25 protein-coding genes and 1 tRNA gene are annotated in these 24,860 nt (G+C 63.3%); 8 read left to right on the top strand and 18 right to left on the bottom strand.

Annotated features, from left to right (window positions below; genetic code table 11):
- Positions 1-104: 104 nt before the first annotated feature.
- Complete coding sequence (locus L21SP4_RS00350) at positions 105-788, top strand: HAD family hydrolase (RefSeq protein WP_052880798.1); 684 nt, start codon at positions 105-107, stop codon at positions 786-788.
- Positions 789-1,107: 319 nt separating this feature from the next.
- Here the strand turns inward: L21SP4_RS00350 and L21SP4_RS00345 are convergent, their stop codons facing one another.
- Positions 1,108-2,724 carry a CTP synthase gene (locus L21SP4_RS00345; protein ID WP_052880797.1) on the bottom strand — a complete coding sequence of 539 codons (1,617 nt, stop codon included), beginning with the start codon at positions 2,722-2,724 and terminating at the stop codon, positions 1,108-1,110.
- 403 nt (positions 2,725-3,127) lie between these two features.
- On the opposite strand from L21SP4_RS00345, the gene L21SP4_RS00340 reads away from it, so the two are divergent.
- The gene (locus tag L21SP4_RS00340; protein WP_201774645.1) at positions 3,128-4,159 is read left to right on the top strand and encodes a sodium:calcium antiporter; all 1,032 of its coding nucleotides are present in this window, start codon (positions 3,128-3,130) and stop codon (positions 4,157-4,159) included.
- A 31-nt stretch (positions 4,160-4,190) separates the two neighbouring features.
- On the opposite strand, the gene L21SP4_RS00335 is transcribed toward L21SP4_RS00340, so the two are convergent.
- From L21SP4_RS00335 to L21SP4_RS00295, 9 genes are all read right to left on the bottom strand, one after another.
- Entirely contained in the window at positions 4,191-6,614 is a 2,424-nt protein-coding gene (locus L21SP4_RS00335) for an AAA family ATPase (protein ID WP_052880796.1), read from the bottom strand.
- A gap of 74 nt (positions 6,615-6,688) precedes the next feature.
- Positions 6,689-7,612, bottom strand: a complete 924-nt coding sequence (gene ribF / locus L21SP4_RS00330) for a riboflavin biosynthesis protein RibF (RefSeq protein ID WP_052880795.1) — start codon at positions 7,610-7,612, stop codon at positions 6,689-6,691.
- A complete protein-coding gene (truB, locus tag L21SP4_RS00325; protein ID WP_052880794.1) occupies positions 7,606-8,367 on the bottom strand; it encodes a tRNA pseudouridine(55) synthase TruB in 762 nt (253 codons plus the stop codon). Before truB ends, ribF begins: the two co-directional genes overlap by 7 nt.
- On the bottom strand, positions 8,364-8,780 hold the full coding sequence (rbfA, locus tag L21SP4_RS00320) for a 30S ribosome-binding factor RbfA (protein WP_082116403.1): 417 nt from the start codon (positions 8,778-8,780) through the stop codon (positions 8,364-8,366). The genes truB and rbfA overlap by 4 nt, the downstream gene beginning before the upstream one ends.
- A 35-nt stretch (positions 8,781-8,815) precedes the next feature.
- Positions 8,816-10,960 (bottom strand): translation initiation factor IF-2, encoded by a 2,145-nt coding sequence (gene infB / locus L21SP4_RS00315; protein WP_052880792.1) that lies wholly within the window; start codon positions 10,958-10,960, stop codon positions 8,816-8,818.
- Between the two features lie 4 nt (positions 10,961-10,964).
- On the bottom strand, positions 10,965-12,242 hold the full coding sequence (gene nusA / locus L21SP4_RS00310) for a transcription termination factor NusA (RefSeq protein WP_052880791.1): 1,278 nt from the start codon (positions 12,240-12,242) through the stop codon (positions 10,965-10,967).
- Positions 12,243-12,483: 241 nt separating this feature from the next.
- Positions 12,484-13,221: an energy transducer TonB gene (locus L21SP4_RS13030; RefSeq protein WP_052880790.1), complete on the bottom strand. Its 738-nt coding sequence runs from the start codon at positions 13,219-13,221 to the stop codon at positions 12,484-12,486.
- Complete coding sequence (locus L21SP4_RS00300; protein WP_074041302.1) at positions 13,218-13,634, bottom strand: ExbD/TolR family protein; 417 nt, start codon at positions 13,632-13,634, stop codon at positions 13,218-13,220. Before L21SP4_RS00300 ends, L21SP4_RS13030 begins: the two co-directional genes overlap by 4 nt.
- A 12-nt stretch (positions 13,635-13,646) precedes the next feature.
- Positions 13,647-14,390 (bottom strand): MotA/TolQ/ExbB proton channel family protein, encoded by a 744-nt coding sequence (locus L21SP4_RS00295; protein ID WP_052880789.1) that lies wholly within the window; start codon positions 14,388-14,390, stop codon positions 13,647-13,649.
- Between the two features lie 171 nt (positions 14,391-14,561).
- Here L21SP4_RS00295 and L21SP4_RS00290 point away from each other — a divergent pair, with 171 nt between their 5' ends.
- Positions 14,562-15,356, top strand: a complete 795-nt coding sequence (locus tag L21SP4_RS00290; RefSeq protein WP_052880788.1) for a sulfotransferase family protein — start codon at positions 14,562-14,564, stop codon at positions 15,354-15,356.
- Here L21SP4_RS00290 and L21SP4_RS00285 read toward each other — a convergent pair.
- The 3 genes from L21SP4_RS00285 to larE all read right to left on the bottom strand — a co-directional run bounded on the left by L21SP4_RS00285 (position 15,353) and on the right by larE (position 17,918).
- Positions 15,353-16,213 carry an NHL repeat-containing protein gene (locus tag L21SP4_RS00285; protein WP_144413695.1) on the bottom strand — a complete coding sequence of 287 codons (861 nt, stop codon included), beginning with the start codon at positions 16,211-16,213 and terminating at the stop codon, positions 15,353-15,355. The genes L21SP4_RS00290 and L21SP4_RS00285 overlap by 4 nt on opposite strands.
- A 138-nt stretch (positions 16,214-16,351) precedes the next feature.
- Complete coding sequence (locus L21SP4_RS00280; RefSeq protein WP_052880786.1) at positions 16,352-17,098, bottom strand: 16S rRNA (uracil(1498)-N(3))-methyltransferase; 747 nt, start codon at positions 17,096-17,098, stop codon at positions 16,352-16,354.
- On the bottom strand, positions 17,079-17,918 hold the full coding sequence (gene larE / locus L21SP4_RS00275) for an ATP-dependent sacrificial sulfur transferase LarE (RefSeq protein WP_052880785.1): 840 nt from the start codon (positions 17,916-17,918) through the stop codon (positions 17,079-17,081). The genes L21SP4_RS00280 and larE overlap by 20 nt, the downstream gene beginning before the upstream one ends.
- 173 nt (positions 17,919-18,091) lie before the next feature.
- On the opposite strand from larE, the gene L21SP4_RS00270 reads away from it, so the two are divergent.
- A tRNA-Met gene (locus L21SP4_RS00270) sits at positions 18,092-18,168 on the top strand.
- A gap of 441 nt (positions 18,169-18,609) precedes the next feature.
- On the top strand, positions 18,610-18,897 hold the full coding sequence (locus tag L21SP4_RS13430; protein ID WP_074041299.1) for a PEP-CTERM sorting domain-containing protein: 288 nt from the start codon (positions 18,610-18,612) through the stop codon (positions 18,895-18,897).
- A 21-nt stretch (positions 18,898-18,918) separates the two neighbouring features.
- On the opposite strand, the gene L21SP4_RS00265 is transcribed toward L21SP4_RS13430, so the two are convergent.
- Together L21SP4_RS00265 and L21SP4_RS00260 are read right to left on the bottom strand one after the other, a co-directional pair.
- Positions 18,919-20,619, bottom strand: a complete 1,701-nt coding sequence (locus tag L21SP4_RS00265; protein WP_052880784.1) for an FAD-dependent oxidoreductase — start codon at positions 20,617-20,619, stop codon at positions 18,919-18,921.
- Positions 20,616-20,930 carry an ArsR/SmtB family transcription factor gene (locus L21SP4_RS00260; protein WP_052880783.1) on the bottom strand — a complete coding sequence of 105 codons (315 nt, stop codon included), beginning with the start codon at positions 20,928-20,930 and terminating at the stop codon, positions 20,616-20,618. The genes L21SP4_RS00265 and L21SP4_RS00260 overlap by 4 nt, the downstream gene beginning before the upstream one ends.
- Positions 20,931-21,274: 344 nt before the next feature.
- Between L21SP4_RS00260 and L21SP4_RS00255 the strand changes: the two genes are divergently transcribed.
- The 3 genes from L21SP4_RS00255 to L21SP4_RS00245 are packed head-to-tail and all read left to right on the top strand — an operon-like array spanning position 21,275 to position 22,724.
- Complete coding sequence (locus tag L21SP4_RS00255; protein ID WP_074041296.1) at positions 21,275-21,619, top strand: carboxymuconolactone decarboxylase family protein; 345 nt, start codon at positions 21,275-21,277, stop codon at positions 21,617-21,619.
- Positions 21,620-21,631: 12 nt separating this feature from the next.
- Positions 21,632-22,147 carry a GNAT family N-acetyltransferase gene (locus L21SP4_RS00250; protein ID WP_074041294.1) on the top strand — a complete coding sequence of 172 codons (516 nt, stop codon included), beginning with the start codon at positions 21,632-21,634 and terminating at the stop codon, positions 22,145-22,147.
- A 1-nt stretch (position 22,148) separates the two neighbouring features.
- Complete coding sequence (locus tag L21SP4_RS00245) at positions 22,149-22,724, top strand: flavodoxin family protein (protein WP_052880782.1); 576 nt, start codon at positions 22,149-22,151, stop codon at positions 22,722-22,724.
- 21 nt (positions 22,725-22,745) lie between these two features.
- Here L21SP4_RS00245 and L21SP4_RS00240 read toward each other — a convergent pair whose 3' ends face one another.
- From L21SP4_RS00240 to L21SP4_RS00230, 3 genes are all read right to left on the bottom strand, one after another.
- Positions 22,746-23,885: a hypothetical protein gene (locus L21SP4_RS00240; RefSeq protein ID WP_144413694.1), complete on the bottom strand. Its 1,140-nt coding sequence runs from the start codon at positions 23,883-23,885 to the stop codon at positions 22,746-22,748.
- A gap of 388 nt (positions 23,886-24,273) precedes the next feature.
- The gene (locus tag L21SP4_RS00235) at positions 24,274-24,585 is read right to left on the bottom strand and encodes a hypothetical protein (RefSeq protein ID WP_144413693.1); all 312 of its coding nucleotides are present in this window, start codon (positions 24,583-24,585) and stop codon (positions 24,274-24,276) included.
- On the bottom strand, positions 24,554-24,826 hold the full coding sequence (locus L21SP4_RS00230) for a helix-turn-helix domain-containing protein (RefSeq protein ID WP_144413692.1): 273 nt from the start codon (positions 24,824-24,826) through the stop codon (positions 24,554-24,556). Before L21SP4_RS00230 ends, L21SP4_RS00235 begins: the two co-directional genes overlap by 32 nt.
- Between the last annotated feature and the right edge of the window lie 34 nt (positions 24,827-24,860).

The following is a 24,860-nucleotide window of genomic DNA, read 5'->3' as shown; positions in this document are numbered from 1 at the left end:
CGTCTCCGGCTTGCCGGACTCACACTATTGCACCGCACCGCAAAATGGGGGACACTTTCCCGCCCGGACCCTAACGCAGCCGGCAAACCGGAGGGAGACGGCTCATGCCGACGGGAATCGTGATGGACTTCGACGGAGTGATCGTGGACAGCGAGCCGCTGCACCACGCGGCTTTCTGCGAGGTGCTCGCACCGGAAGGCATTCCGGTCAGCTGGGAGGAGTACGCCGCGGATTACATCGGCTTCGACGACCGCGACGCACTGCGCACGTTTTTCCGCCGCGCGGGCCGGGACCTGGACGAATCCCGGATGCGGGAACTGATCCGCCTCAAGGCCGAGGCGTTCGAGCGCAAAGTGCACGAAGGCGACGTCCATCCCTGTCCCGGCGCCGTCGAACTGATCCGCGCCGTCCACGAACACGCGATGCCGCTGGCGCTGTGCAGCGGCGCACTGCGCCGCGACATCGATCCCATCCTCGCGCGGCTGGAGCTCACCGGCGCGTTCGAAGTGATGGTGACCGCCGACGATGTCGAGGTCAGCAAACCGGACCCGGAATCGTACCGCCGCGCGTGGGACGGCCTGCGGGCGCGTCATCCCCACGCGTGCGGCGAACCGGAGACGGGCGTGGCGATCGAGGACACGCCGACGGGGATCCGCTCGGCGAAAGGGAGCGGGCTGCGGGTGCTGGCCGTCCGTACGCCCTACGTGAATCCCGCCGACCTCTCGGCCGACTGGACCGTCGATACGCTGGAAGGCCTCACGCCCGCCGACCTCGAACGCCTGGCCTGAACCGCGGCTCCCGCGCCTGACCTCAACATTGCCTGAAAACCCCTGTACATATTGTGGTTTGTGGGATGCAGGAGTGGAATCAGAGTCAGAATCAGAATCAGAGTCAGAGTAAGAGTCAGAGTCAGGGTCAGAGTAAGAGGGAGTGGGATAGACCATGAAGGACATGAAGAGCATGAAGGTCGGTTGAGGCGGGAGGAATCAGAAAATCGAGTACGAGTACGAGTACGATATTATCCTGAGTGCCCCGACGGGGAACTCAGGAGGACACGCCGACGGGGATCCGCTCGGCGAAAGGAACGCCTGGCCTGAACCGCGGTCTCTACGCTTTTGTTGCGCGGCCGTATTCGATCGCGGCAGCGATGAAATCCCTGAAGAGCGGATGCGGGCGAATGGGCTGGGACTTGAACTCGGGGTGGGCCTGGGTCGCGACGAACCACGGGTGATCCTCCAGCTCGACCATCTCGACCAGATCAAGTTCCGTATTGATGCCGGACAGCGTGAGGCCGCCCTTCTCCAGACTCTCGCGGTAATCGTTGTTGACCTCATAGCGGTGGCGGTGACGCTCGGAAACCTTTTCACGACCGTACGCGGCATGGGTGCGGGTTCCCTTGGTAATGCGGCAGGGACAGGCGCCCAGCCGCATGGTCCCGCCCATGTTTTTGACCGATTTCTGCTCCTCCATCAGGCAGATGACCGGGTCGGGGGTCTCGTCCCCGAACTCGGTGGTGTGCGCCTCGGGAAGTCCGCAGACGTGGCGGGCGTATTCGATGACGGCGCACTGCAATCCGAGGCAGATGCCTAGAAACGGGATGCCGTTTTCCCGGGCGTAACGGACGGCCCGGATCTTGCCCTCCACGCCGCGCGAACCGAACCCGCCCGGGACGAGGATGCCGTCGAGACTGTCGAGGATCGTCAGGCTGTCTTCGTCCTCCTCGAAATCCTCGGCGGCGATTTTTACCAGATCGACGGCGTAACCCGCGGCGAACGCCCCGTGGTCGAGGGCCTCGTAGATCGATTTATAGGCATCCTGCAGCTCGGAATATTTGCCGGTAACCCCTATCCTCACGTGACCTTCCGGCTGCCGGATCACCTGGATGAGCCGCTCCCAGTCGGTGAGCCTCTTCGTAGGCCGCGCGACACGGAAATGATTGAGGATAATCTCGTCCAGGCCCTGCTCGGCGAGCATCAGCGGAACCTCGTAAATGGAGTGCTCGACGTCGCGTTCCATGAGCACGCACTCGCGGGGAACGTTGCAGAAAAGGGCGAGCTTGGTCATCACCTCTTCGTTGAGATCGACCTCGGTGCGGCATACGAGTACGTGCGGAATGATTCCGATCTCGCGCAGTTTCGCTACGCTCTGCTGGGTCGGCTTGGTCTTGACCTCCTGCGCGGCGTGAATGAATGGCACGTAGGTGAGGTGAAGAAAGAGGGAGTTTTCGCGGCCCACTTCGAGACCGAGCTGGCGCAACGCCTCGAGAAAGATCAGCCCCTCGATATCGCCGACCGTCCCGCCCAGTTCGACCAGCACGACGTCGGGCTCCTCTTCCTCCAGCGAACGGATCTGGCGTTTGATCTCGTTGGAGATGTGCGGAATCATCTGCACCGTGCCGCCGAGGAAATCCCCGCGCCGCTCCTTCTGCAGCACCTCCCAGTAGACGCGGCCGGCGGTGATGTTGCTCTTCTGCGAGGTGGGCTGTCCGGTGTAGCGCTCGTAATGGCCGAGGTCGAGATCGGTCTCCGCACCGTCTTCGGTCACATAGACCTCGCCGTGCTGGTACGGACTCATCGTCCCCGGATCGATATTGAGATACGGATCGACCTTTACCATGCGGATGCTCAATCCGCGATTAATGAGAAGGCGGCCGATGGAGGCCGCCGTAATGCCCTTGCCGAGACTGGATACCACCCCTCCCGTAATGAAAACGTATTTCGTCATGCATCCTTCCGGAGTTCAAAGATTTCGCTGCCGCACATTACGGGGCTCCAGTATAAGACTCCATCCGCCGGTGTCCAAATAAATCTCCGGAACGGCACATTCCCCGGCTTTTGGGTTCCGCGTAAATTTTGCGGTGAGCGACGGGTAATCCGCTGGCGTCACAACGTACGTGTACTCAGCGAAGCGATACTCGTACTCGATTTCCTTGAACAGGGGGGGGAGTGGGATCGCGCCTTCGGCGCTCCGTGTATGCGTACGTGTACGAGTACGAATTATGTTCAGCCCCTCAGCCAACCTTCATGCTCTTCGTGCCCTTCATGGTCAATCCCGATCCCGTTAGCGATTTCGCTCCGGACGAGGCTTCTGTACAATGCTCATAGTTGAACCCTACGGAGGTCCGGAGATGCTGAACGTTGCCCAGTGGCCGATGGAAGCGATCGTGCTGCTCTTCGCCGGCGCGGGCGCGGCGATCGCCGTCACGGGCACGCGCATATCCGGCACCGCCGACCGGCTGGCCGATGTGACGGGATGGGGAGAGGCGATATTCGGGGCGGTTTTGCTGGGCGGAAGCACGTCCCTTTCCGGCCTGGTGACGTCTGTGGCCGCGGCGGCCGGCGGGCACCCGGATCTCGCGATCAGCAACGCGATCGGCGGCATTGCGGTCCAGACCTTTTTCCTGGCCGTCGCGGATGCCGTCTACCGCGGGGTCAATCTTGAGCACGCCGCGGCCTCCCTGGAGAATCTTCTCCAGGGGGCGCTGCTGATTGTGCTACTGGCGCTTCCGCTGGTGTTCCGTTCCGCGCCGCAAAGTTCCATCGCCGGGGTGCACCCGGGCTCGATCATCCTGGCGGCCGCCTACCTGTTCGGAATGCGCGTCGTCATGCGCGGCCGACGCCAGCCGATGTGGCGCGCACGGCGTACCGAAGAGACACGGGAAGACCCGGGCGGGGCCGGGGCGACATCGCGCACGAAACGACGTCTCTGGATCGAGTTTTCCGTCTGCGCCGCCGTCCTGCTTCTGGCGGGCATGCTCATTATGCGCACCGGAGTGGAAATCTCAGAGCGGACCGGCCTCTCGGAAACGTTCGTCGGTGCCCTGCTGACCGCCGTCGTCACCTCGCTTCCCGAGCTGATCACGTCCGTGGCCGCCGTGCGACGCGGCGCACTCACCCTGGCGGTGGGCAATATCATCGGCGGCAACAGCTTCGACATGCTTTTCCTTGCCGGCGCCGACATGGCGTTCCGCCCCGGCGCGATCTATGCCGCGATGACGAGCCGCCACGCCCTGCTGATTTCGGTGACGATCCTGATGACCGGGGTGCTGCTGCTTGGACTCCTGCGCCGCGAGAAGCGCGGCATCGGCAATATCGGCTTCGAGAGCGTGCTGGTGCTGGTGATCTACGTTGCCGCCATGATCATGCTGGCGACGGGGTGAAGATATGGCGGTACCCGCCCCGGCTTCTCTCTCAGCCTTCGCCGCTTGCGAAGTTTTTTATCTTCTGTGCGAGTTCACGCAGCCGCGCATACACAGCGCCATTGACCGTATCTTTCGGCCATGATCCGTCCTCGTGCTTTTCGCCCGCCTCTTTTCCCGTAAGGATGGCGATGCCTTCATCGATCGTCGACACCGGATAGATGTGGAACTCGCCGCGTCCGACCGCTTCGACCACGTCCTCCCGCAACATCAGGTGTTTGACATTGCTTTCCGGGATCAGCACACCCTGACTGCCGGCCGGATCCTTTAACCGGCAGACATCGTAAAAGCCCTCGATCTTCTCGTTGACCCCGCCGATGGCCTGGATCCGCCCCCGCTGATTGACCGAACCCGTAACGGCGAGATCCTGGCGGAGGGGGAAGCCCGAAAGTTCAGACAGCAGCGCATAGAGTTCCGTCGAACTCGCGCTGTCGCCATCGATGCCTTCATACGACTGCTCGAACGTAATGCTTGCCGCCAGGGTAAGGGGCATGTCGTCCGCGTATTTTCCGCCCAGGTACCCGCTGAGGATCATCGCGCCCTTGTTGTGGATTTTCCCCCCGAGTTCAGTTTCGCGATCGATGCTGACCACACCGGATTTGCCGGGCCAGGCGCGGGCCGTGATGCGCGAGGGTTTCCCGAACATGTAGTCGCCCAGCATAATCACACCGAGGCCGTTGACCTGCCCCGGAGCGCGGCCTTCCGTATCGATCAGGATCGTCTCGTCCTCGATCAGTTCACGCAACCGCTCCTCGATGCGGTTTGAACGGTAGATCATCTCATCGACGGCCCGGCGCACGTCCTCACCGGACACCGTATCGCTCCCGTTACGGCCCGCCCAGTAACTGCTCTGGCGGATCAGGTCGACCACATCGCCGAACTTTGTGGCCACTTTCCGTTGATGACTGCACAGACGCGAGCCGCGCTCCACTACTTTCGCCACTCCGGAGGGATCGAAGTGACGCAGGTGTTCTTCCCGGCAGATGGTGGCGACGAAACGCGCATAACTCTCGCATGCCTGGTCGTCCCATTCCATATCGGTCGCGAAGTCGGCCTTGACCTTGAACAGCTCCTGGAAGTCGCGGTCGAGCTGGTACAGAAGCTGATAAATCATCGGATCGCCGACCATGATAACCTTGAGGTTCAGCGGTACGGGTTCGGGCTTCAGCGAGCGCGTCGTCATGGCGCTGAACTGCTCGCCCAGCGACTCGATATGAATCTCGCCGTTCTTGATGGCCTGCTTCAGCGACTGCCAGGCGAAGGGGCGCGTCAGGACGTCGATCGCCTCGACCATGAGATACCCTCCGTTCGCGCGGTGCAGCGCACCGGCCTTGATCATGCTGAAGTCGGTCACCAGCGCCCCGAACTGCGAGGTATGCTCGATACGCCCGATCAGGTTGGGATGGCTGGGGTTGAGCTCAAGCACCACGGGCGCGCCCTCGCGCGCGCTGTTGTCGACCAGGAGATTGATGCGGTATTCGCTGAAATCCGGCGTCTTCCCGCCGCCCTGCATCATCGCCTGCATCGCGCGCTGCTGCGGGTTCATCTGCTCCATCTGCTTGAGCTGTTTGAACGCGTCGACGTTCTTGAGAATATGGTCGCGCACCTCGTCGAGAAATTCGCTGATGTGCTCGAAATCGGCGTACTGTTCCTTGAGTTGGTCGATCCGGTGTCCGACCGCGGAACCGACCACCTGCCGGTCAAGTTCCCTGATCTTTTCTCTGGCCTGCTGCTGAAGCTTCTGCGCCTCACGCATCGTGTCGCGCAGCTTGCCCTGCAGCTCCTCCCTCGCAGACCTGATCTGCTCCTGCGTCTGCTCGTCGAGATTGCTGATCTGCTCCGGACTGAGCGTTTCTCCGTCTTTTACCGGCGACAGGACGATTCCCTGCGCGGACTGGACGATCCGGAAGTTGCGCTGTTGCGCCTCTTTTTCCAGTGCCTCAAAGAGCTGTTTGCGCTTCTGCTCGAACTCCTGCTGAAGCCGCTCCTGCTCCTTCCGGTACTCATCCTTCTCGAAAGCCTGGGGAACCTCGGAGCGGAGTTCGTGCACCAGCTCGTCCATGTCGTCCTTGAACTCCCGCCCGCGGCCCGCCGGCAGGCTGAGCGTCCGCGGTCGATCAGGATCCTCGAAATTATTGACGTACATCCAGTCGCCGGGCGGCTCCTGGCCGGACGCATCGTTCTCCAGGAACTTCCTGATCGTGGTCGTCTTGCCGGTGCCGACGGGACCCATCGCGAACATGTGATAGCCGGGACTTCTGATATCGATCCCGAACGACACGGAACGCAGCGCGCGCTCCTGGCCCACGACGCCCTCAAGCGGATCGAGATCGGCGGTGGTCTCGAATGAAAGGTGGGCTGTATCACATACGCGGCGAAGGTCTGCGGATTCGAGTTCGTGTTTATTCCGGGACATGGGAGTACTCCTTTTCTCGCTGAAAATAAGTGTCCCAGATTTGAGCGGACGTTTCAAAAACGATACCGGAGCGCTCAGCCCAGCACGGCGCGGATTTCGTCGAGATCCCGCGCGATACGCCGCTGGAGAGCCTGCGGGGACTCGAACCGTGCGTCGTCGCGAATCCTGCGGATAAGTTCGGTCTCCAGCTCCGTATCGTAAAGGTCGGGCCGGTCTTCGAGGAGGTGGACCTCCATCACCCGCCCGCCGTTACGATGGAACGTGCGCCGGCTGCCGAGGTAGACGGCGGCGGGCCGGAGGGTGTGCCCGAGGCACGCGCGACCGGCATAGATGCCGGGCGGCGGGCGGACGCCGTTGCGCGGCTCGACGTTTGCGGTGGGATAGCCGAGGCTGCGTCCGCGCCCGTCGCCCCGCACGACGCGTCCGGCGATGGCAAACGGGCGGCCCAGCATGGCCGCGGCCTCCTCCATGCGGCCCTCCCGGACCTCGCGCCGGATGCGTGTGCTGGAAATCCGCGTTCCTTCATGAAGCACGGGCTCGACGGCGATCACGCGGATCCCGCGGCTCGAGGCCTCCTCTCGCAGGCGGCCCACATCGCCGTCGGCACGCCGGCCGAAGGTCCAGTCGCTCCCGACCGCCAGGGACTCTAGAGCGGGCCACCGGGCGCATAGCCGATCGAGGAACTCTCCGGGTCCGAGCCGTGCGAAGGCGGGATCGAACTTCAGTTCGTCCACGCCGTCCACGCCCGTCTCGCGGAACAGACGCATCCGCGTGGAGGGGGCGTCGAGCAGCGGCGGGGCGGCGTTGGGATTGAGCACCCGGGCCGGATGCGGGGTAAACGTCAGCACGCGCGCCCGGCCGCCCGTCTCGCCGGCCCGCCGGCGCGCGGCGTCAATAACGGCGCGGTGTCCCAGGTGAACTCCGTCAAAGCATCCCGCCGCAAAGGTGAGCGGCCCGTTCCCGGGAGCGGAACTGAACGATGTCTCCCGGGTCAGCATCCTTCCTTCAGCCGTTCGGGGTCGAGCCGGTCGAGCGTGATCATGATGTCGCGGAGACTCTGACGGTCGTGCTGCAGCACCGTTTCCAGCGTGTGCGCGTCTTCCACGCGGAGCGAGCCGGAGGCCAGGCGCCGCAGGTCGTTCAGGCAGGCGCCGCATCCCAGCCCTTCGCCCATGTCATGCACCAGCGTCCGTACATAGGTGCCCTTGGAACACCGCAGCTCAAAGGATACGTGCGGGGGGTCGAACGATTTAAGTTCGAAGCGGTCGATCCGCAGGCTTCTCGCCTCGCGCTCCACCTCCTGTCCTTTCCGGGCCAGCTTGTAGAGGGGAACGCCGGACTGTTTTTTTGCAGAGACCATCGGGGGGATCTGCTCGATCTCGCCGATGAATTTCGCCGTCTCGTTCTCCAGCGCCTCGCGGGTAACGGTATCGTACGGCCGCTCCTCCAGGGTCTTGCCCTGCCGGTCATGGCTGTCGGTCGTCCGTCCCAGCAGCATGACGCCCTCGTATTCCTTGTCGGCGCCGGTCATGTACGGCGCCAGTTTGGTGCCGCGACCGATCAGCAGTACCAGCAGTCCCGTGGCCATCGGATCGAGCGTGCCCCCGTGACCTGCCTTACGAAGCCGGAAATGATTGCGGACCTTGGCGACCACGTCGTGGGAGGTCCAGTCCGCGGGCTTATCGACCAGCAGCAGGCCCTCGCACGGATCCGTGCGCGGCGGTCCTTTACGCGATCGTTCCCGGCGAGTCATGAGTTCCCCCTGTCTGAAGCGTCCGGCAGGTCGAACGGGTCCGGCTTTTCCGGCGGGCTGGACCCGCCGGACTCTTCCATTTCTTCCAGCAGTTTCAACACGCGGTCGCCCTCCTCCAGGGTGGGATCGGCCTCGAATTCGAAGCGCGGCGTATACTTCAGCCTGACGCGCTTCATGACGAGCCGCTGCAGCTCCCCGTGACGTTTGTTGAGGTAGTCCACGGCCTGCTGCCGCTTCTCCTCCCCCTGGATCACCGAGATATAGACCCGCGCCTGGCGCAGATCGGCACTGGTGTCCACACGGGTCACGGTGATCTCGCCCGGCTTAACGGGCGGATTATGGAGATGGTAGAGGTCTTCCGAGATCTGCCGTTTGAGCAGCTCGTTGACCCGGATCATGCGTTGCGAACCCATAGTATCCCGACCGCCGTTGCGACCGCGCCGGCGAATCAGAGTTCGGGCGCGATCCGTTCCACTTCGAAGGCCTCGATCATGTCGCCTTCCTGGAAGGAGTCCGGATTGTCGAGCTGGATCCCGCACTCCTGTCCGTGGCGTATTTCCGAGGCGTCGTTCTGGTAGTGCTTGAGCGAGACGATCCGGCCCTCGTAGACGACATCGCCGCCCCGCAGGACGCGGACACGGCTGCGGGCGGGAATGCGTCCCTCGGAAACCAGGCAGCCCGCCACGCGGGCGCGCTTGCCGATGGTGAAGATCTGGCGGATCTCGGCCCTGCCGAGGGCGCGCTCGCGCTGCTCGGGCTCGAGCATGCCCTTCATGGCGGCCTCGACCTGTTCGAGGAGTTCGTAGATGATGCTGTAGAGGCGCACCTCCACGCCCTCACGTTCCGCCGTGCCGCGGACCCCGCTCTCGACGCCCACGTGGAACCCGATGATGATGGCGTTCGATGCGCTCGCGAGCATGACGTCGTTACCGGTCACATTGCCCACACCGGTCAGGATGAATTTGATCTTCACCTTATCGCTCTTGATATTCTCAAGCGACTGGCAGACCGCCTCGAGCGAACCCTGCACATCGGCCTTGACCACCAGCGGGAGCTCTTTCGTCTCTTCGCCGCCGCCGAACAGGTCTTCGAGCGAGAGCTTCTTCTGCTGCTCGCCCGCGCCTGATCCCGCAGACTCTTCCTCCACCAGCTCGTCGGCGACTTTCTGCGCCTCGCGTTCGTTCTTATAGACGTCGAACATGTCCCCGGCTTCCGGAACGCCGTTGAGCCCGAGCACCTGCACGGCGCTGGCGGGACCGGCCTCCCCGATCGCCTGCCCCTGATCGTTGAACAGGGCCTTGACCTTGCCCGCCTGCGTTCCGCACAGGATGCCCTGTCCGGACTTGAGCGTGCCGTCTTTGATCAGCAGGTTCGCGACGGGTCCGCGCCCCGGTTCCAGCCGGGCCTCGATGACGAATCCTTCGGCCGGATTGGCGGGATGGGCGGTGAGTTCGAGAAGCTCGGATTCGAGCGCCAGCCTTTCGAGGAGCTGGTCCATGCCCTCGCCCGTCGCGGCGCTGACCTCGACACAGCCGATCTCGCCGCCCCACTCCTCGGGCATCAGTTCATGCTGCTGGAGCTGCTGGCGGACGCGGTCGGGGCTGGCGCCGGGCAGGTCCGTCTTGTTGATCGCAACCACAATACAGACGCCCGCGGCCCGGGCGTGCTGGATCGCCTCGATCGTCTGCGGCATCACGCCGTCGTCCGCCGCCACCACCAGCACGGCGATATCGGTGAGATTGGCTCCGCGCGCCCGCATCGAAGTGAACGCGGCATGACCCGGCGTGTCGAGAAAGGTGATCGGATGCGTTTTGCCCTCGTGCTCGACTTCCACCGAATAAGCGCCGATATGCTGCGTAATCCCGCCCGATTCGCCCTCGACCACGCGGGCGCTGCGGATGCGGTCCAGCAGTGAAGTCTTGCCGTGATCCACGTGTCCGAGAAAGGTCACCACCGGCGGACGGGGCAGGGCCTCGCCGACGTCCGCCCCTTTCTTCTTTTCCCGGCCCTCCCTGGTCTTCTTCGGCTTTCCGGCGGGCGTCTCTTCCGCGCGTTTTTTGCCCGGTTTTTCACGGATAACCGTAAACCCGCGCTTTTCGGCGATTTCCCGCGCCACCTTCGCGTCGATGCCCTGCGTGATCGACGCGAAGATGTTCATCTTCATCAGTTCGGCGATAAGTACGTTAGGACGCACCCCGAGCCGCTCGGCGAAGTCGCGCACCTTGATGGGGCCGGTGAGCAGGATCTGGTCGGGTTTCAGGGACTCCTCTTCAGCCGGCGCGGACTCCGCGGCGGCCGAAGACTCTTCCGGTCCGGCCTCCGAAGCTTCTCCGGACGGTTGTTCCCCCTCATCCGGCTCCGCGGCGACGTCTTCAGCTTCGGCGGGGGCCTCCGTTTCCGCCTGCGCCTCCTGCGTATCCTCCGTCTCTTCCGCCTCTTCCGGAAGCATGCCGAGATCGTCGAGCGCGAGATCCTTCTGCTCGTCCGTCAGTTCATCGTCGGCCGTCTTGCCCTCGATGCCCAGATCGGAGAGGATCTCCAGCATCTCTTCCGCCGACACCTCGGCTTGTCTGGCCAGTTCGCTTACTTTCATAAAACTATTCGAGTTCGCCGTGTTCTTTTTCGTGGGCGGCCGCGACGGCGTGCCACACCTCTTCGGCTTCCCCGGCCGTGATCCCTTCCACTTCTTCCGCGATGTCCCCGATTTCCGCCATCAAAATGCCTTCCTGCGACAGGAAGCCGGCGGAGACCAGCTTTTCGGCGCGTTCGAAGCCGATGCCTTCGATCGCGGCCAGGCTTTCGACCGCTTCCTGGATCTTGCGCTCGAAGTCCTTCTCCTCTTCGCTCTCCTTGCGCTCGATATCGACACGCCATCCCGTGAGCTTGGCCGTGAGCCGCGCGTTCTGTCCGCGCTTCCCGATCGCGAGCGAAAGCTGATCCGGATCCACCAACACCCGGACCGTCCGCGTCTCCTCGTCGATCTCAATCGAACTGAGCTTGGCCGGGGCCAGAGAATTGGCGACCAGCTTCTTAATATCATCGCTCCAGCGGACGATGTCAATTTTCTCGCCGGACAGCTCGCGCACTATGTTTTTCACGCGCATCCCGCGGATACCGACGCAGGCTCCGACGGGGTCGATATGCTCGTCGTGGCAGAGCACCGCCACCTTGCTCCGGTAGCCCGCTTCGCGCGCGATCCCCATGATCTCCACCGTCCCGTCGGCGATCTCGGAGACTTCGAGTTCAAAGAGCCGCCGGACGAAATCGGGGTGATTGCGCGAAAGCTCGATCCGGGGGCCGCTCGCCTCGTTGGTGACCTGGGCGATGTGGGCGCGGATCCGCTCCCCCACCTCGTATTCCTCGATGGGGATGCGCTGCCGGCCGGGCATGACGGCTTCGGCGTTCTCGATCTCGATGAACACGTCGCTCTTCTCGAAACGACGGACCACGCCCGTCACGATGTCGCCGACCCGGTCCTTGAACAATTCGTAGATGCGGTCCTTCTCGGCCTGGCGCAGCTTCTGCATGATGGTCTGGCGCGCGGTCTGCGCCGCGATGCGGCCGAGCTTGCGCGTCGGCACGGTCACCTCGACCGTCTCGCCGATCCGCGCGGCGGGATTGATCTTCCGCGCGTCGTCGAGCGCGATCTGGCGGTCGGTAACGGCCGGCGGAGAAACGACCTGTTTTTGCGCGAAGGCCTTCATGTCCAGTGTTTTGCGATCGATCTCGATCCGGAACTCCTCTTCTTCGGATTCGGAGTCCTTGCGCGCCGCGTTCTCCATCGCGGACTCGATCGCCTGCAGCACGATCTCGCGGTCCACACCGCGTTCCCGCTGCAGGTAATCCACCATAGACTGCAGTTGTTCGTTCAACATCCACCTCCCTGACGAAGACGTGCTCCGTCCCGGAAACAAAAAAGTGGGCCGACACCCACTTTCCCGACAAAGCCAAGCTGAACCTCAAGACGTTAGTCAGATAGACCGGGGGAGTCAAGGGCGAAGAGCATTTGGACTTACCCTCATATTCTTCATGGCCCTTCCCCATCCCGAATCCGGCCTCGATGCGGTCTCAGGGTTCAGGTCTCAAGACAAGGACTCCCGCCCATGCTTTCTTCCCTCACTCCAGCTTAAACTCGATGGTGAAGTCGATCACACCCGAGCCGCGCACGGAGGCGGGGACCGGGGGGAAGCTGGATACGGAGCGCGCGGCGGCTATGACGCTGGCATCGACCACGCCGCTGCCGGAACTCCCGACCAGCTCGCGCGAGACGATCGTCCCGTCGCGCCGCACGCGGAACCGCACCTCCGCGACCCCGGCATTGCGCGCCGCCGCCCCGCCGGGCTGATTCCACGCACGCCTCATGATCAGGCCCACGCGGTTGAAGTAGCTCGCGGGCACCTCGGTCTGTCCGCGGGTCGCCGCGCCGGTCACCGCCTTGCTCAGTTTTTTTTCGAGGTCGTCGGCATCGATGCGGGGGCGCGGCTGCGTAAGGGGGGGATCCTTCCGCACCCGTCTGGCGCTCTTGCGGATCTCTTCCGGCGACTTCGGCCGCCACTTCGGCTTTTCCGGCTCCGGTTCGGGCTGCGGCTCCGGAGCGGGCGTTTTTTCCGGTTGCGGCTGCGGCTGCGGTTCGGGTTGCGGCTCCGGTTCGGGGCGGCGGTCGGCCGGGAGCTCCTCCACCTCCCGGGGGCGGGGAAGGATAGCCGGATCGGCCTCGAGCTGCACGACGGCGGTCATGCCCTGCGCGCCGGGGTCCGGCCTGCGCGGACAACCCCGGATCAGGTGAGCGGTCAGCAGGGCCATCACTACGGCGAGATGCGCCAGTACGACCCACCTGACCACGTTCGACTTCACTCCCCGGCCTCCCTGCCCTTGAGCACGAGGGCGGTGCGGCTCACTCCGTTACGGCGGAGGAGCGTGAGGACCTCCGTTACGGCACCGTAGGGAAGCTCGCGGTCGGCGCGCAGGTAGACGGTGGTGTCCGGCTCTTCCGCACCGAGCTGCGCCATTTCCGCGGCCAGTTCGGCGCGTCCGACCGGCACCTCGTCCAGATAGAGCCGCCGCTGGCCGTCGATGCTGATCGACCGGCTGCGCGGCTCGTCCATGTCCTCCGCGCGGCCCTGCGGAAGGTTGATCGGGATGCCCTCCTCGATCAGCGGAAACGTGATCATGAAGGTGATCAGCAGGATGAAGGTCAGGTCCATCAGCGGGGTCATATTGATTTCGCTGATTTCCTTCAGGGAGACCAGGCTGGTTTTACGAGCCACGAACGGGTCCTCCTAGGATGTCAGCGTCCGCTGTACGGAGCCGGTGAATTCCTGGGCGAAATTATCCATCTGAACGGACAGGCGCCGGATACGGGTGGTCAGCATATTGTAGCCCACGGCGGACGGGAGGGCGACGAGGAGGCCGACCACGGTGGTGAGCAGGGCGCCGGCGACGCCGGGGGCCACGGCGGAGAGCGACGCGGATCCGGCGGTGGCCATTCCGCCGAAGGCGTCCATCACGCCCCAGACCGTACCGAGCAAGCCGAGAAAGGGGCAGGCGCTGACGGCGGTGGCGACGGTGCCCATATTGTTCTCAAGTACGAGGACGCGGTCGGCGACGGTGCGCTCGGCGGCGGCCCGCACCCCTTCGCACTGCCGCGGGGTCAGGTGGCGCTTTTCGGAGACCTCCAGCCCGCCCATGAACAGGTCGTCGGGATTGACCCCCTGCGCCCGAAGTTCGGTTCCGACCGCCTTGCACCCGGCTTCGTAGACATACTGCAGCGGGCTTTCAGGATAGCGGCGGCGCTTCATGTAGAGACCGAGGGGGTGCGCCTCACTCCGGAATTCCTTCAGAAAACGTTCGGAGGCCAGCCTCGCTCTCCCCAGCTCCAGAAACTTCGAGATCATCACCGTCCAGACGCCGATCGAGCTCAGAAAGAGGACCGCGACGATCACCTGCCCGGGCAGCGTACTCTCGCGAAAAGCGAAAAAGACGTCTGCGACCGGCGGAACGGGGATTAACGATTCCATCATCATGCCACTTCAGCTCCCGGGGGTTGGTGTCCGAACGGACTGCCGCTGCCGTGCGGCCACCATAATCCGAAGCGCCCCTTCTTTTCAATGCGGCGCATAAAGGATGCGGGCTTTTTGTGTTCGTCAAGGCCGGGTCGGCATGGTTATCTCTCTGGTTTCAACGGGAGGAGGACCATGAGGCTTCCGCACGTGCGAAAAAAAATGGAGATCGACGACCGCGCCCGCGCGCGCGAACCCGCGACGCGGCGCGAGCGCTCGGTGGTGGTCGTGCTCTCGACCATGCGTTCGGGCTCCACGCTCCTGAAGGCCCTGCTCGCGACGGCCCCGGACGTTTCGGACCTTCCGGAGGTCGACTTCCAGCGCTTCCGGCATCGCAGACACCTCGCCGACATCCGCGATATGAGCGGGGCGCCGGTCGTGGTGCTGAAACGCCCCGCCTGGTTTCATGAGGTTCTGAGCTATCCCAAACTGCCGCGTTTCGAGGGAGTGCGCAAAATCGTCCTGTTCCGGGACGCCTACGAAACTGTCCGCTCGCTCAGGAAAATGATTTTTCACCGACTTTCGGGATGGACGGAACCCTTTTTCAATTCTCTGCTCGCCGAACACTACTGGTGCCGGGTGACGGAGAACCTGCTGAACGTGCAGGAAAACGATCCGGAAGCCACCATACCCGTCCGCTACGAAGACCTCGTCGTCCAGCCGGAGGAAGTAACCCGACGCCTGTTCAGCTTCATCGGGTCTGCACGGGAAGAGGGGGTCAATAGCTACAATCCCCCGACGCATCATAAATGGTCCTGGGGCAAAGACGATGGCGGAACAAAAATCCGCTCACTGCAGGTGCAGCCGCCGCCGCCGACCGATTATGCCAACCGGCACCTCGCGAGCGTGATACGCGAATCAGAGCGCATCGCCCGGCTGCGGGAGCGGCTCGGCTACAAGCCGCTCCCGGATCCCGGGATCAGCCCCTAGGCGCAGGCCCTGCGGGGGCGCCGCGCCGCTCCGATGCCGACCACCACGACGGTTAGAAAGGCGATCGCACTCGCCGGTTCAGGGATAAGGTAGCTGCTGAACGAGGCGAGACCTTCGATGTCGCTGCCCCAGCCGTCGAAAAGCGAAGTGCCGCTCCCGTCCGCGAGACTGATCACGAAAAGCTCCGTGTTCCCCCCGTAGGCGTCCGCGATCCCGTACAGATTCCCGTCCTCGGCAAAGGCGAGACCTTCCACGTTCTGGAACCCGGTGTCACCCAGCTCGGCGAGTACCGGCGTGGTATCCAGACCGTCGATCGTATAGATCACCCCGCCCGAGGCCGAATCCATCAGGTAGAGCTTGCCGGAAGACGGATCGAGGGTCATGCCCTCCACCTTGGAATGAATGCCTTCCGAACTGAGATCCATGACCTCGGTAAAACCGGACCCGTCGGTCTCCACGCGGTAGAGCTTCCGGGAGACGTTATTGACCGTGTACAGCTTGCCGTCCACATAGGCCGCCGAATCGATGTTGGAGATGTCGAGCGGTCCGCCCACCGGCGTCGAGGAAAACCCCGAGAGCCCCACGTCCACATCGAACTTGTAGAGCTGGCTCTGCAGGGAGGCATTGTAGGACTGGAAACCGTAATAGGTCGGCCCCCCCGCGTATGCCAGACTCTCAATCTCATCCGGCAACCCGAATCCGATCGGCGTGATGGAGTTGTCGTCCGTGTTGAACAGGTCGAGGCGTTCGTTATCCTCGTCCACCCCCATCACGTAGGCAGCACCCGAACTTGCGGCGAAACCACAAGTAATGGTGAGCGCGATTATCATGTATACTATATGTTGGCGTCGCTTCATGGCGCACCTCCCTTTTTCCCCTTTTCGCTTAACAACTTACGAAAACTGCGGGGATTTGTCAACCCCCCTGTCGAGCTGGAAAACCTGAAGGCGGAGCACGCGCCTGTCAGCTCCTCCTGCACAGGTCTCGCCCTCATCTCACGCCTCCCTCATACGGCCCCTTATCCTTGCGTGCAACGCGATGGCAGCGGTGTCGGACCGCAGGGTGCGCGGTCCCATGGTCACCGGAATAAATGAATGCTGTCCGATCATGTCGAGTTCGTAGTCGGTCCATCCGCCCTCGGGGCCCAGTGCGGCCAGCACGCGGCGCTCGCCGCGGGGGTCGGCGGCGCGCAGTGCGTCCTCCGGGGGGCGGCCCGCGCGCGGATGGGCGAGCAGGCGGACCGATTCCGGTTCGAGCGCATCGAGTTCATCTTCGAGAAACGGCTTCAGCTCCCTGCGTATGAAGACGTCCGGTACGCGGGTGTCGCCCGCCTGCTGGAGGCCTTCCACGAGTCTTGCGCGTATGAACGCCGCGTCGAGCACATGGCTGTCAAAGTAGTAGCGCTCTACTTTTTCGGCGTTGGTGAGCATGATCCGCCCCACACCGACGGCGGCGAGCTGGGCGAGCAGGCGCTTGAGGATTTTAGGCCGCGGGAGGGCGAGGAGCAGGTCGACCGGCGGACGGGGCGGGCGCGCGATTTCAACGCTGCACGAGAGAACCACGCCCGATTCTTCTGCGCGCTCCACCGTCCCGATTCCGCGCGGGCCGTCGATCAGTCCGATCCGGAGGCGTTGTCCCGCCCGCGCCCCGAGCACCTTCCGGATGTGGACGGCCCGGGCGTCTTTGAGTTGCGCGCGCCCTTCGGGGTCGATCTCACCGGGTTCAATCAGGATCAGGTTCATGGCCGTCCTCGCCGTCGCGGGCCTGATCGGCGTAGCGCCCGCTGCGTACGCCGCGTGCGTCAAACTTCACCTCCCGGTAGCCGAGGGCGCGAAGGCGGGCCTCGATCTGCGCGCAGAGGGCCCGGCGCGCCTGCACCTCGTCCGCGGGAAGCTCGATCTCCACGCGGGCCGTCGGCCATTCGTCGCGGACGCGGAGTTCACGGAAGCCGCACTCGCGCACGGCCGTTTCCGCGGCCTCGATACGCCGCAGACGCCCGGGCGTGACCGCTTCGCCGAAGGGAACCCGCGTCGCGAGGCAGGGGGAGGCGGGCTTATCCGCCGTCGGCAGCCCGTGTCGTCGTGATGCCTCGCGGACGTCCTGCTTGGTAAACCCCGTCTCTTCGAGCGGGCTGAGCACATGGAGTTCGCGAAGCGCGCGCAGGCCGGGCCGGTCTTCCGGGCGGTCGTCGCAGGTCGATCCCTCCACCACTGTCGCCAATCCCCGCTCGCGCGCCACGGTATTGAGACGTTCAAAGATGGCGCGTTTGCAGTAGTAGCACCGCCCCGGAGGATGAACCGTAAACGCGGGCAGCTGAAGCAGACCTTCCATGTCGACCTGTTCATAGGGGAGATCGAGGTGTTCCGCCAGCTCGCGGGCGTCCTCCACTTCGCGCCGCGGCATCATCGGCAGGTCGACCGTGACCGCGAGCATCCCGTCTCCGCCGGGCGCGTGGCGGGCCGCCCGGGCCAGCCACGTGCTGTCCACTCCGCCGCTGAACGCGACGAGGACGGGGGCGAGTTCTGCGAGCCGTTGTTTGAGTTTATGTTCCAGTTCGTTCACGGGTTCAGCATGCCATGGGCTCCGCCCGCAGGTCATGCAAGATCCCCGGTGAATATCGATTTCGCCCTCGACTCCGCACACCCCGCATCGCGCGCGTCGTTCTTCTTCATCCCCGAAATTGATCTTGAGTTGCCGTGCGTTTTGGGAATATATTCCCGCTCCCGTATTTTCGAGGCTGAGTAGCTCAGGTGGTCAGAGCAGTGGAATCATAATCCACGTGTCGGGGGTTCAAGTCCCTCCTCAGCCACCAGCCTTCGCTCCTTCGCGGCAAAAGAAACCCCTCATGCAGCAGCCTCACCTTCGTCTCCAGTTACGGTGTGCACATCGATAAGATGATATTCAATGGACGGGTGCAGCGATTACTGACCGGCCTGGTGGGTGAAGATATGGACAAGCATCTCAAAGAACTGGAGTGTGCGTATTTCGAAGCCGTCACAATGTATCCGGCAAGGATCTTAAGCCGAAGCCCTTCTGATCCGTGAAGATTGCCGCCCACTAAAAATCCTGCAGATCCAAGGGAAAAATGACGCAATGTGCGGGCTGACCCTCAAACGAAAACCTGGCCGGAACGCTCAATCTCTATCTCACACAGGCGGGGTCGGATGCGGATGGAAGCGGTTTCTCCCTTTATTATGCCCAAGGTAACGGTACGCTCGAATACGGGGATACCGGAGGGACTTTTATTACGCGCGTGGATTCGACTCAGAGCGGATGGCAGTACATTGATGTATCAAACGCCGTTCAGGCCGCGGCAAGCGGAAACTGGGACTGGCTGCGTCTCAGTCTTGAGCCGGACAACTGGAGCGAGGATACGATTTATGTGGCATCCGCTGAGAATGTGGGGTCAGAGCCGTTTGTCGCGATCCCGGAGCCTGCAACGATAGGGCTGGCGGCCATCGGGGTTTTCACGGTGTATTATCGTCGCCGCAGAGCCCGCTGTCGTGAGAGCTACAACAGTTTGGTCGCACGTCAACTTTAAGGACGTGTCCGCTCCGCGGCGTCATTTTTCGCGCGCGAAAGGCCAGGCCATAATCCCGCCCTCCATCACCTTCACGTCCGTCCAGCCGTGGGCCTCGAGCAGGCGGGCGGCCTCGTAGCCGCGCAGCGAGATCTTGCAGTAGCAGATGATTTCCTTCGCCCTGTCCTGCGGCAATTCGTCCAGACGCTTTCTGAGCGCTCCGAGCGGCACGAGAACCTCTCCGATGCCGAGGCGCATCTGCTCATATTCATCCGCCCCGCGCACATCGAGAATGAACAGGTCTTCGCCGGCGTCGACGCGCCCCTTCACCTCGCGGGCGGGGATGCCCCGCAGACGCCCGGCCATCTTGTTCTGCAGGGTCTGGGCGCAGGCGATGATGTTATCCACGGCCGGCGAGAAGGGCGGAGCATAGGGAAGATCGGCCACGGTGAGGTCGTCGACGGTCAACTTCCCGTGCAGGGCCATGGCGCCGATCGCGATGCGCTTGCTTACGTCGCCCGGACCGATGCACTGCACCCCGAGGAGGCGTCCCGACCCCTTCTCCGCCACCATTTTCATCACGATCAGCTTCGCGCCCATGAATCCGGGCTTGTCGGGTTCGGCGTGAACCACGGTCTCCACATCGAATCCCTCTTCGCGCGCGCTGCGTTCCGAGAGCCCCGTGGCCCCCGCCGCGTAATCGAACACCTTGCACACGCCGGTCTGGATGGTGCCGGGAAACGTGTCGTGTTCGTCCCCCGCCGCGTTGGTCCCCACCACACGCCCCTGGAGGTTGGCGAGGTCGCCGTAGGGAGCGTGAACACTCCTGCCGGTGAGCAGATTGGGGATTTCGACGCAATCGCCGGCCGCGTAAATGTCGGGGTCGCTGGTCTGCATTTCCCCGTTCACGACGATGCCGCCCGCGGCGGAGCCCACGTCGAGACCCGCATCTCCCGCGAGCCCGACGTTCGGGCGCACGCCGGCGGCCACCACAGCGAGTTCGCAGGGCAGCTCCGTCCCGTTGGCGAGCTTCACGCCCGTGAGTTTCCCTTCTTCGCCCAGAAAAGCCGAAACGGGATTTTCCGTGATGACGTGGGCGCCCTTGGCTTTCATGTGGTTTTCAAGCAGCTTGGCGAGTTCCCAGTCCAGGAACATCAGGATCTGCGGCAGCATTTCCACGACGGTGATGTGGATGCCCGCCAGCTCCAGCGCCTCACAGGTTTCGACGCCGATCAGGCCGCCGCCCACGACCACGGCATTTTTGATTTTGCGCTCGTCGCGGATCCGGCGGAGCAGGTCCGCGTCCCGCATCGACTGAAGCGTGGTGATCCCCTCAAGATCCGTCCCCGGAACGGGCGGCATCACCGGCGAGGCGCCCGTGGCGATGACCAGTTTGTCGTACGGGACCTCGTCTTCCTCGCCGCTCTCGAGGTCGCGGCAGCGGACCACCCGGCGGTCGCGATCAATGGAGACCGCCTCCGTTTTCGTGCGCGCCTCGATCCCCTTCGTGTTCATGAAGAACACGGGATCGCGCACCACGCCGGTCGGCGTGCACAGCAGCTTGTTGCGGTCCTCGAAAAAGCCCCCCACGTAATACGGGTAGCCGCAGGAGGCCATCGAAAGATCCGGTTCCCTCTGGATGATCGTCACCCGGGCATGCTGATCGACCCGCCGCGCCCGGGCGGCTGCTTTCGGACCCGCGGCGGACCCCCCTATCACTACGATGCGTCGTCCCTCGCTCATCGTGCACCCTTCCTTTCCTTCGGTTCGGTTATTTCCTCGAGATGACTGTTAAGGCATTCAAAAAGCCGCAGGATCCTGCGGTCGCGCAACGAGCAGTACTTGAGACTGCCCTCCCTGCGAATCTCGATCAGCCCCCGGTTCCGAAGCACGGACAGCTGATGCGACATCAGGGGCTGGCTGCATTCGAGCGCGGAGTAGAGTTCCGTCACCGTTTTTTCACCCTCCCCGAGCAGCTCGACGACCCCCAGTCGAACGGGGTGTGCAAGGGCTTTCAGCACCTCCGCGGCCGCATCCCGTTTCTCCTCTTCCATGCTCACACTCCCGTTCTGTCCGCGACATTCATATATTGTTATATAACGATGTTTATATCTGCCCGATCGACATCTGTCAATTTCCATCCAGCGATTCTCATTATGGCTTCACCCTTTTCGGTCGGGGTGGCACCCGACCCTCCCAGTGCCCGAAAATGCGTCGGATATCGACTCGGGAGGGACGGCTGCCACGCCGTCCGCGGTCGGAATGCGGCCATAATGAGAACTGCTGATTTCCTTCGGGCGGTTCTTGATTTCGGGTCCATGCATGATAAAATTGCGTCGAGTTTATTGCGTATGTCCGCAACTGTTTTTGCAACACCTGGAAGAAAGGGAGCCCGGTGATGTCGAGTGAAGAGGTGAAGAAATTCTATCAGGACTATAAGAAGGATATGGGGGCGCTGAAGGAGTCCTCCTCCGAAGCCATGGGCGCCATGGGGCAGCTGCACAAGGCCCTGATGACGGAAGGCGCGCTTTCGGAGAAGCAGAAGGAGTTGATCGCGCTGGCGATCGGGGTGGCGGTTCGCTGCGAACCCTGCATCTACCTCCATACGAGGGACTGCCTCAAAGCCGGCGCAAGCCGCGAAGAAATCATGGAAGCCGCCCAGACCGCCGTGATGATGCAGGGCGGTCCCGCGTTTACGTATCTGCCTAAAGTCCTGCATGCCCTGGAGGCCTGCGAATCGTAACCCGGAGCCGTTATGAGCGTCCCGCACACAGAGGGCCGCATTTCCGCCGTGAAAACCGCAGCGGACATGCGGACGGTGGCGGCGCTGGCGCGGGAAATCTGGACGGAGCATTACACCCCCATCATCGGTGCCGCGCAGGTCGAGTATATGCTCGACTATCTGCAGAGCATGGCGGCCATCCGGGGACAGTGTGCAGACGGATGCCGCTATTACCTGTGGCAGGTGGACGACGAACCCGCGGGATATTGCGCCGGCGATCCGGAGATTCCCCGCAGGACGCTCTGGGTGAGTAAGCTCTACGTCAGGAAGGACTGCCGCGGACGCGGCGGGGGACGACACATGGTGGATTTCCTCGCGGAACGGGCGCGGGAGTGGAGCCTCCAGCGGCTGCGACTCGGGGTCAACCGCAACAACCGCGGCGCCATCGCCGCCTACCGCAAAATGGGATTCAACGTCTACGGCAAGCGGGTGAAGAAAATCGGCCGCGGGTTTGTCATGGACGACTACATGCTGGAGAAAAAGGTCTGAAATGAAAGTTACCGCGATCTGCGGATCCCCCCGCAACCCGAGCAATACGAAAACGGCCCTGAACATGGTGCTCAAAAGCGCCGCCGAAAGCGGACTCGACACGGAACTGATCGCCCTGCGCGATTATGACATCCGCGGCTGCACGGCGTGCGGCGCCTGCCGCAAAACAGCCGACGGCACCTGCCCGGGCCGCAGAGACGGGCTGAACGATATTCTGCCGCGCGTGTACGAGTCCGACGCCCTCGTGATCGGAAGCCCCGTCTACTTCGGTTCTGCGTCCGCAGAAACGTTCGCATTCCTCCAGCGCACGGGGTATGTCGCACGCGGCATGGACCCGAACCCCATGCGGGGGATGATCGGCGCCGGCGTCGCCGTCGCCCGCCGCGCCGGACAGAACTTCACCGTCGCCGAGATCGAGATGAGCTTCGGCCCCCTCGACATGACCCGGGCGGGCAGCCTCTACTGGCCCGTGGGCTTCGGCGCCGCCCCCGGTGACCTGGAGCAGGACGAGGAGGCGACGCGCACCTTTGCCGCCCTGGGGAAACGGGTGGCGGAACTCGTCAGGGCACTGCGCTGAGCCGATTCCGGCACCCCGGGCTCAAAAGGCGTAACTGAACCGGAGACCGGTCTCGGTCCGGCTGTCGTATCCGAGGCCCCGATGCACGTCGGCCACCGCCCAGTAAGCCTCCAGCGAGGCCTCCTCCGTGCACTCCACGTCGACGTAGGCGTCAAACTCGCTGTAACGGGCCCCGGAACTCGTGATCTCCGTAAGTCCGTACATGAACAGAACCTCGGCCGGCCCCAGGGTCACCCCCGCATCGGCGTACCACGTCCGGTCTCCCGGCGCGCCCCCCTCGGGCCCGATCTCCATGGGGTCAAACGGATAGGTGCCCACGGCCTTTGCGTCCATCCGCTCGTCTTCACTCATGGTGTAGTACCCGATGCCGAAGGCGGTGACTTCGTGGACCAGCGAAGCGTGGAGCAGCCAGGAATACGCATCCTCGTCCGTGGACGAAACGCGGTCGGGGGTCTGCTCACCGTACACCGCGGCGATCCCGTCGAGCTGCAGCGACCATTCCCCGCGCAGCGGCGCGAGGTACTGCGCCTCAGCCCCGGCGGTGTAATAGGCGTCGCGCTGAAAGATGCAGAACGGCCGCCACAACCCGGTGGTCCCGGGCTGGCCCGCCTCCACGATTATCGCGTATACCCAGTGGTCCGCACCGCGAACATCTTCAGCGGGATTGCGGCGGTCGGCATCGACCCCGTCCGCGTCCATCGACATCGAAAGATTGTCCTGCCAGCGGTCGATGGCCTCGAACGTAATCTCCACTCCGGGGATGTCGCGCGAGGTGAACTGCACCCCCTCGTAGACATCGCCGTCCATCGCCTCCACTTTCTTAAACGGGCTCCAGCCCGAAAGAACCATGGAACGCGAGCGCGGGATGGAGTACTCGAGGTATAACGCGCTCAATCCGTAGTTGCGCTCCATCACATCATTGTATGCCCCGCTCAGCGACGTGTCTTCAAAGAGCGGCTGCAGCACCACGCCCGACGCCCCGGCCCGGAATCCACGCCAGGCCGGCGTTTCATACCCCGCCGCCCCGTAGATCCATCCGATTCCATGCTCGTCCGCCGACCCTCCCCCGCGACCGTACCGGCTGTACACCGAACCGGCCGAAAAACTCAGCTCGCCGGGGATTTCCCGGCGAGCTTCGTCACCAACGACAGGACAAGCCATCAAGAAAGATAATATACACGGCGCGAAACACTTAAGTAATCTATACTCCAATTCCCGCCCCCCCCGTGCTCTAATGCAAACCTAATGCAATTCACATGGGTTTAATTGAATGTATTAGATTTGTGCAAGCCAAAAGGGGGGAGAGAGAATGGGATTCACCATGAAGGACATGAAGAGCATGAAGGAATGAACATAATTAGTTCTTCGTAAATTTTTATGGTGAGCGGCGGCAAGTCCGCTCGCGTTACATCGTACTCGTACTCAGCGAAGCGGTACTCGTACTCGAGTTCCTTGAACAGGGGGGAGGGGGATCGCGCCTTCGGCGCTCCGAGTACGCGTACGAGTTCGAGTACGGATTATGTCCCCCCTCAAACAACCTTCATGCCCTTCATGGTCTATCCCCCGGGGGACCCCTGAACGACGCCAATCCGCGCAGCACCGCCGAACCGGGCAGGCGGTTGACGGCCGTATCGAGATCCCGGACCAGGGCCTCCAGATCGTGATGGAGTGCCAGCGCCTCCGATTCGATATCACTCCGGCGCTCGATGCGCTGGAGCCGTTCCGCTTCCTCGGCGAGAATATATCGCGCCAGCTCGGCCCGCCTCCTCGCATCGCAAAGCTCGCGCACGGCCTTGAGCGCGCGCCGCGCCGCCCGCCGGACGGCCTCGTCATTCATTCTGCCGTAGACCGGTGTCGCCATGCCCCTCCCCCTCTCCGCCATCGAGACCCATCTCCTCCAGGAGAAGGCGGCGGACATCCCTCGAACGCGGACCGTCCCGCTCTCCGCGCAGGGCCATGAATACCGTGGACGGCGAATACCCCCTGGCGAGCGCCCACTGACGCAGCGAGCCGCCGCGGGACACAAAAAACGCCTTCACCGCCGCGGGCGAGGGCATCTCCTCCCCCGGAACCGAACCCCTTTTTACTTGTGGTGCATTCATAATCCGCTACTTTTCGACTGTGTTCACGGGACAC

The organism is Kiritimatiella glycovorans, from assembly GCF_001017655.1.
Taxonomy (GTDB): domain Bacteria; phylum Verrucomicrobiota; class Kiritimatiellia; order Kiritimatiellales; family Kiritimatiellaceae; genus Kiritimatiella; species Kiritimatiella glycovorans.
The sequence above is the reverse complement of the archived record's forward strand: the minus strand, read 5'-3'. Positions and strand labels throughout refer to the sequence as shown.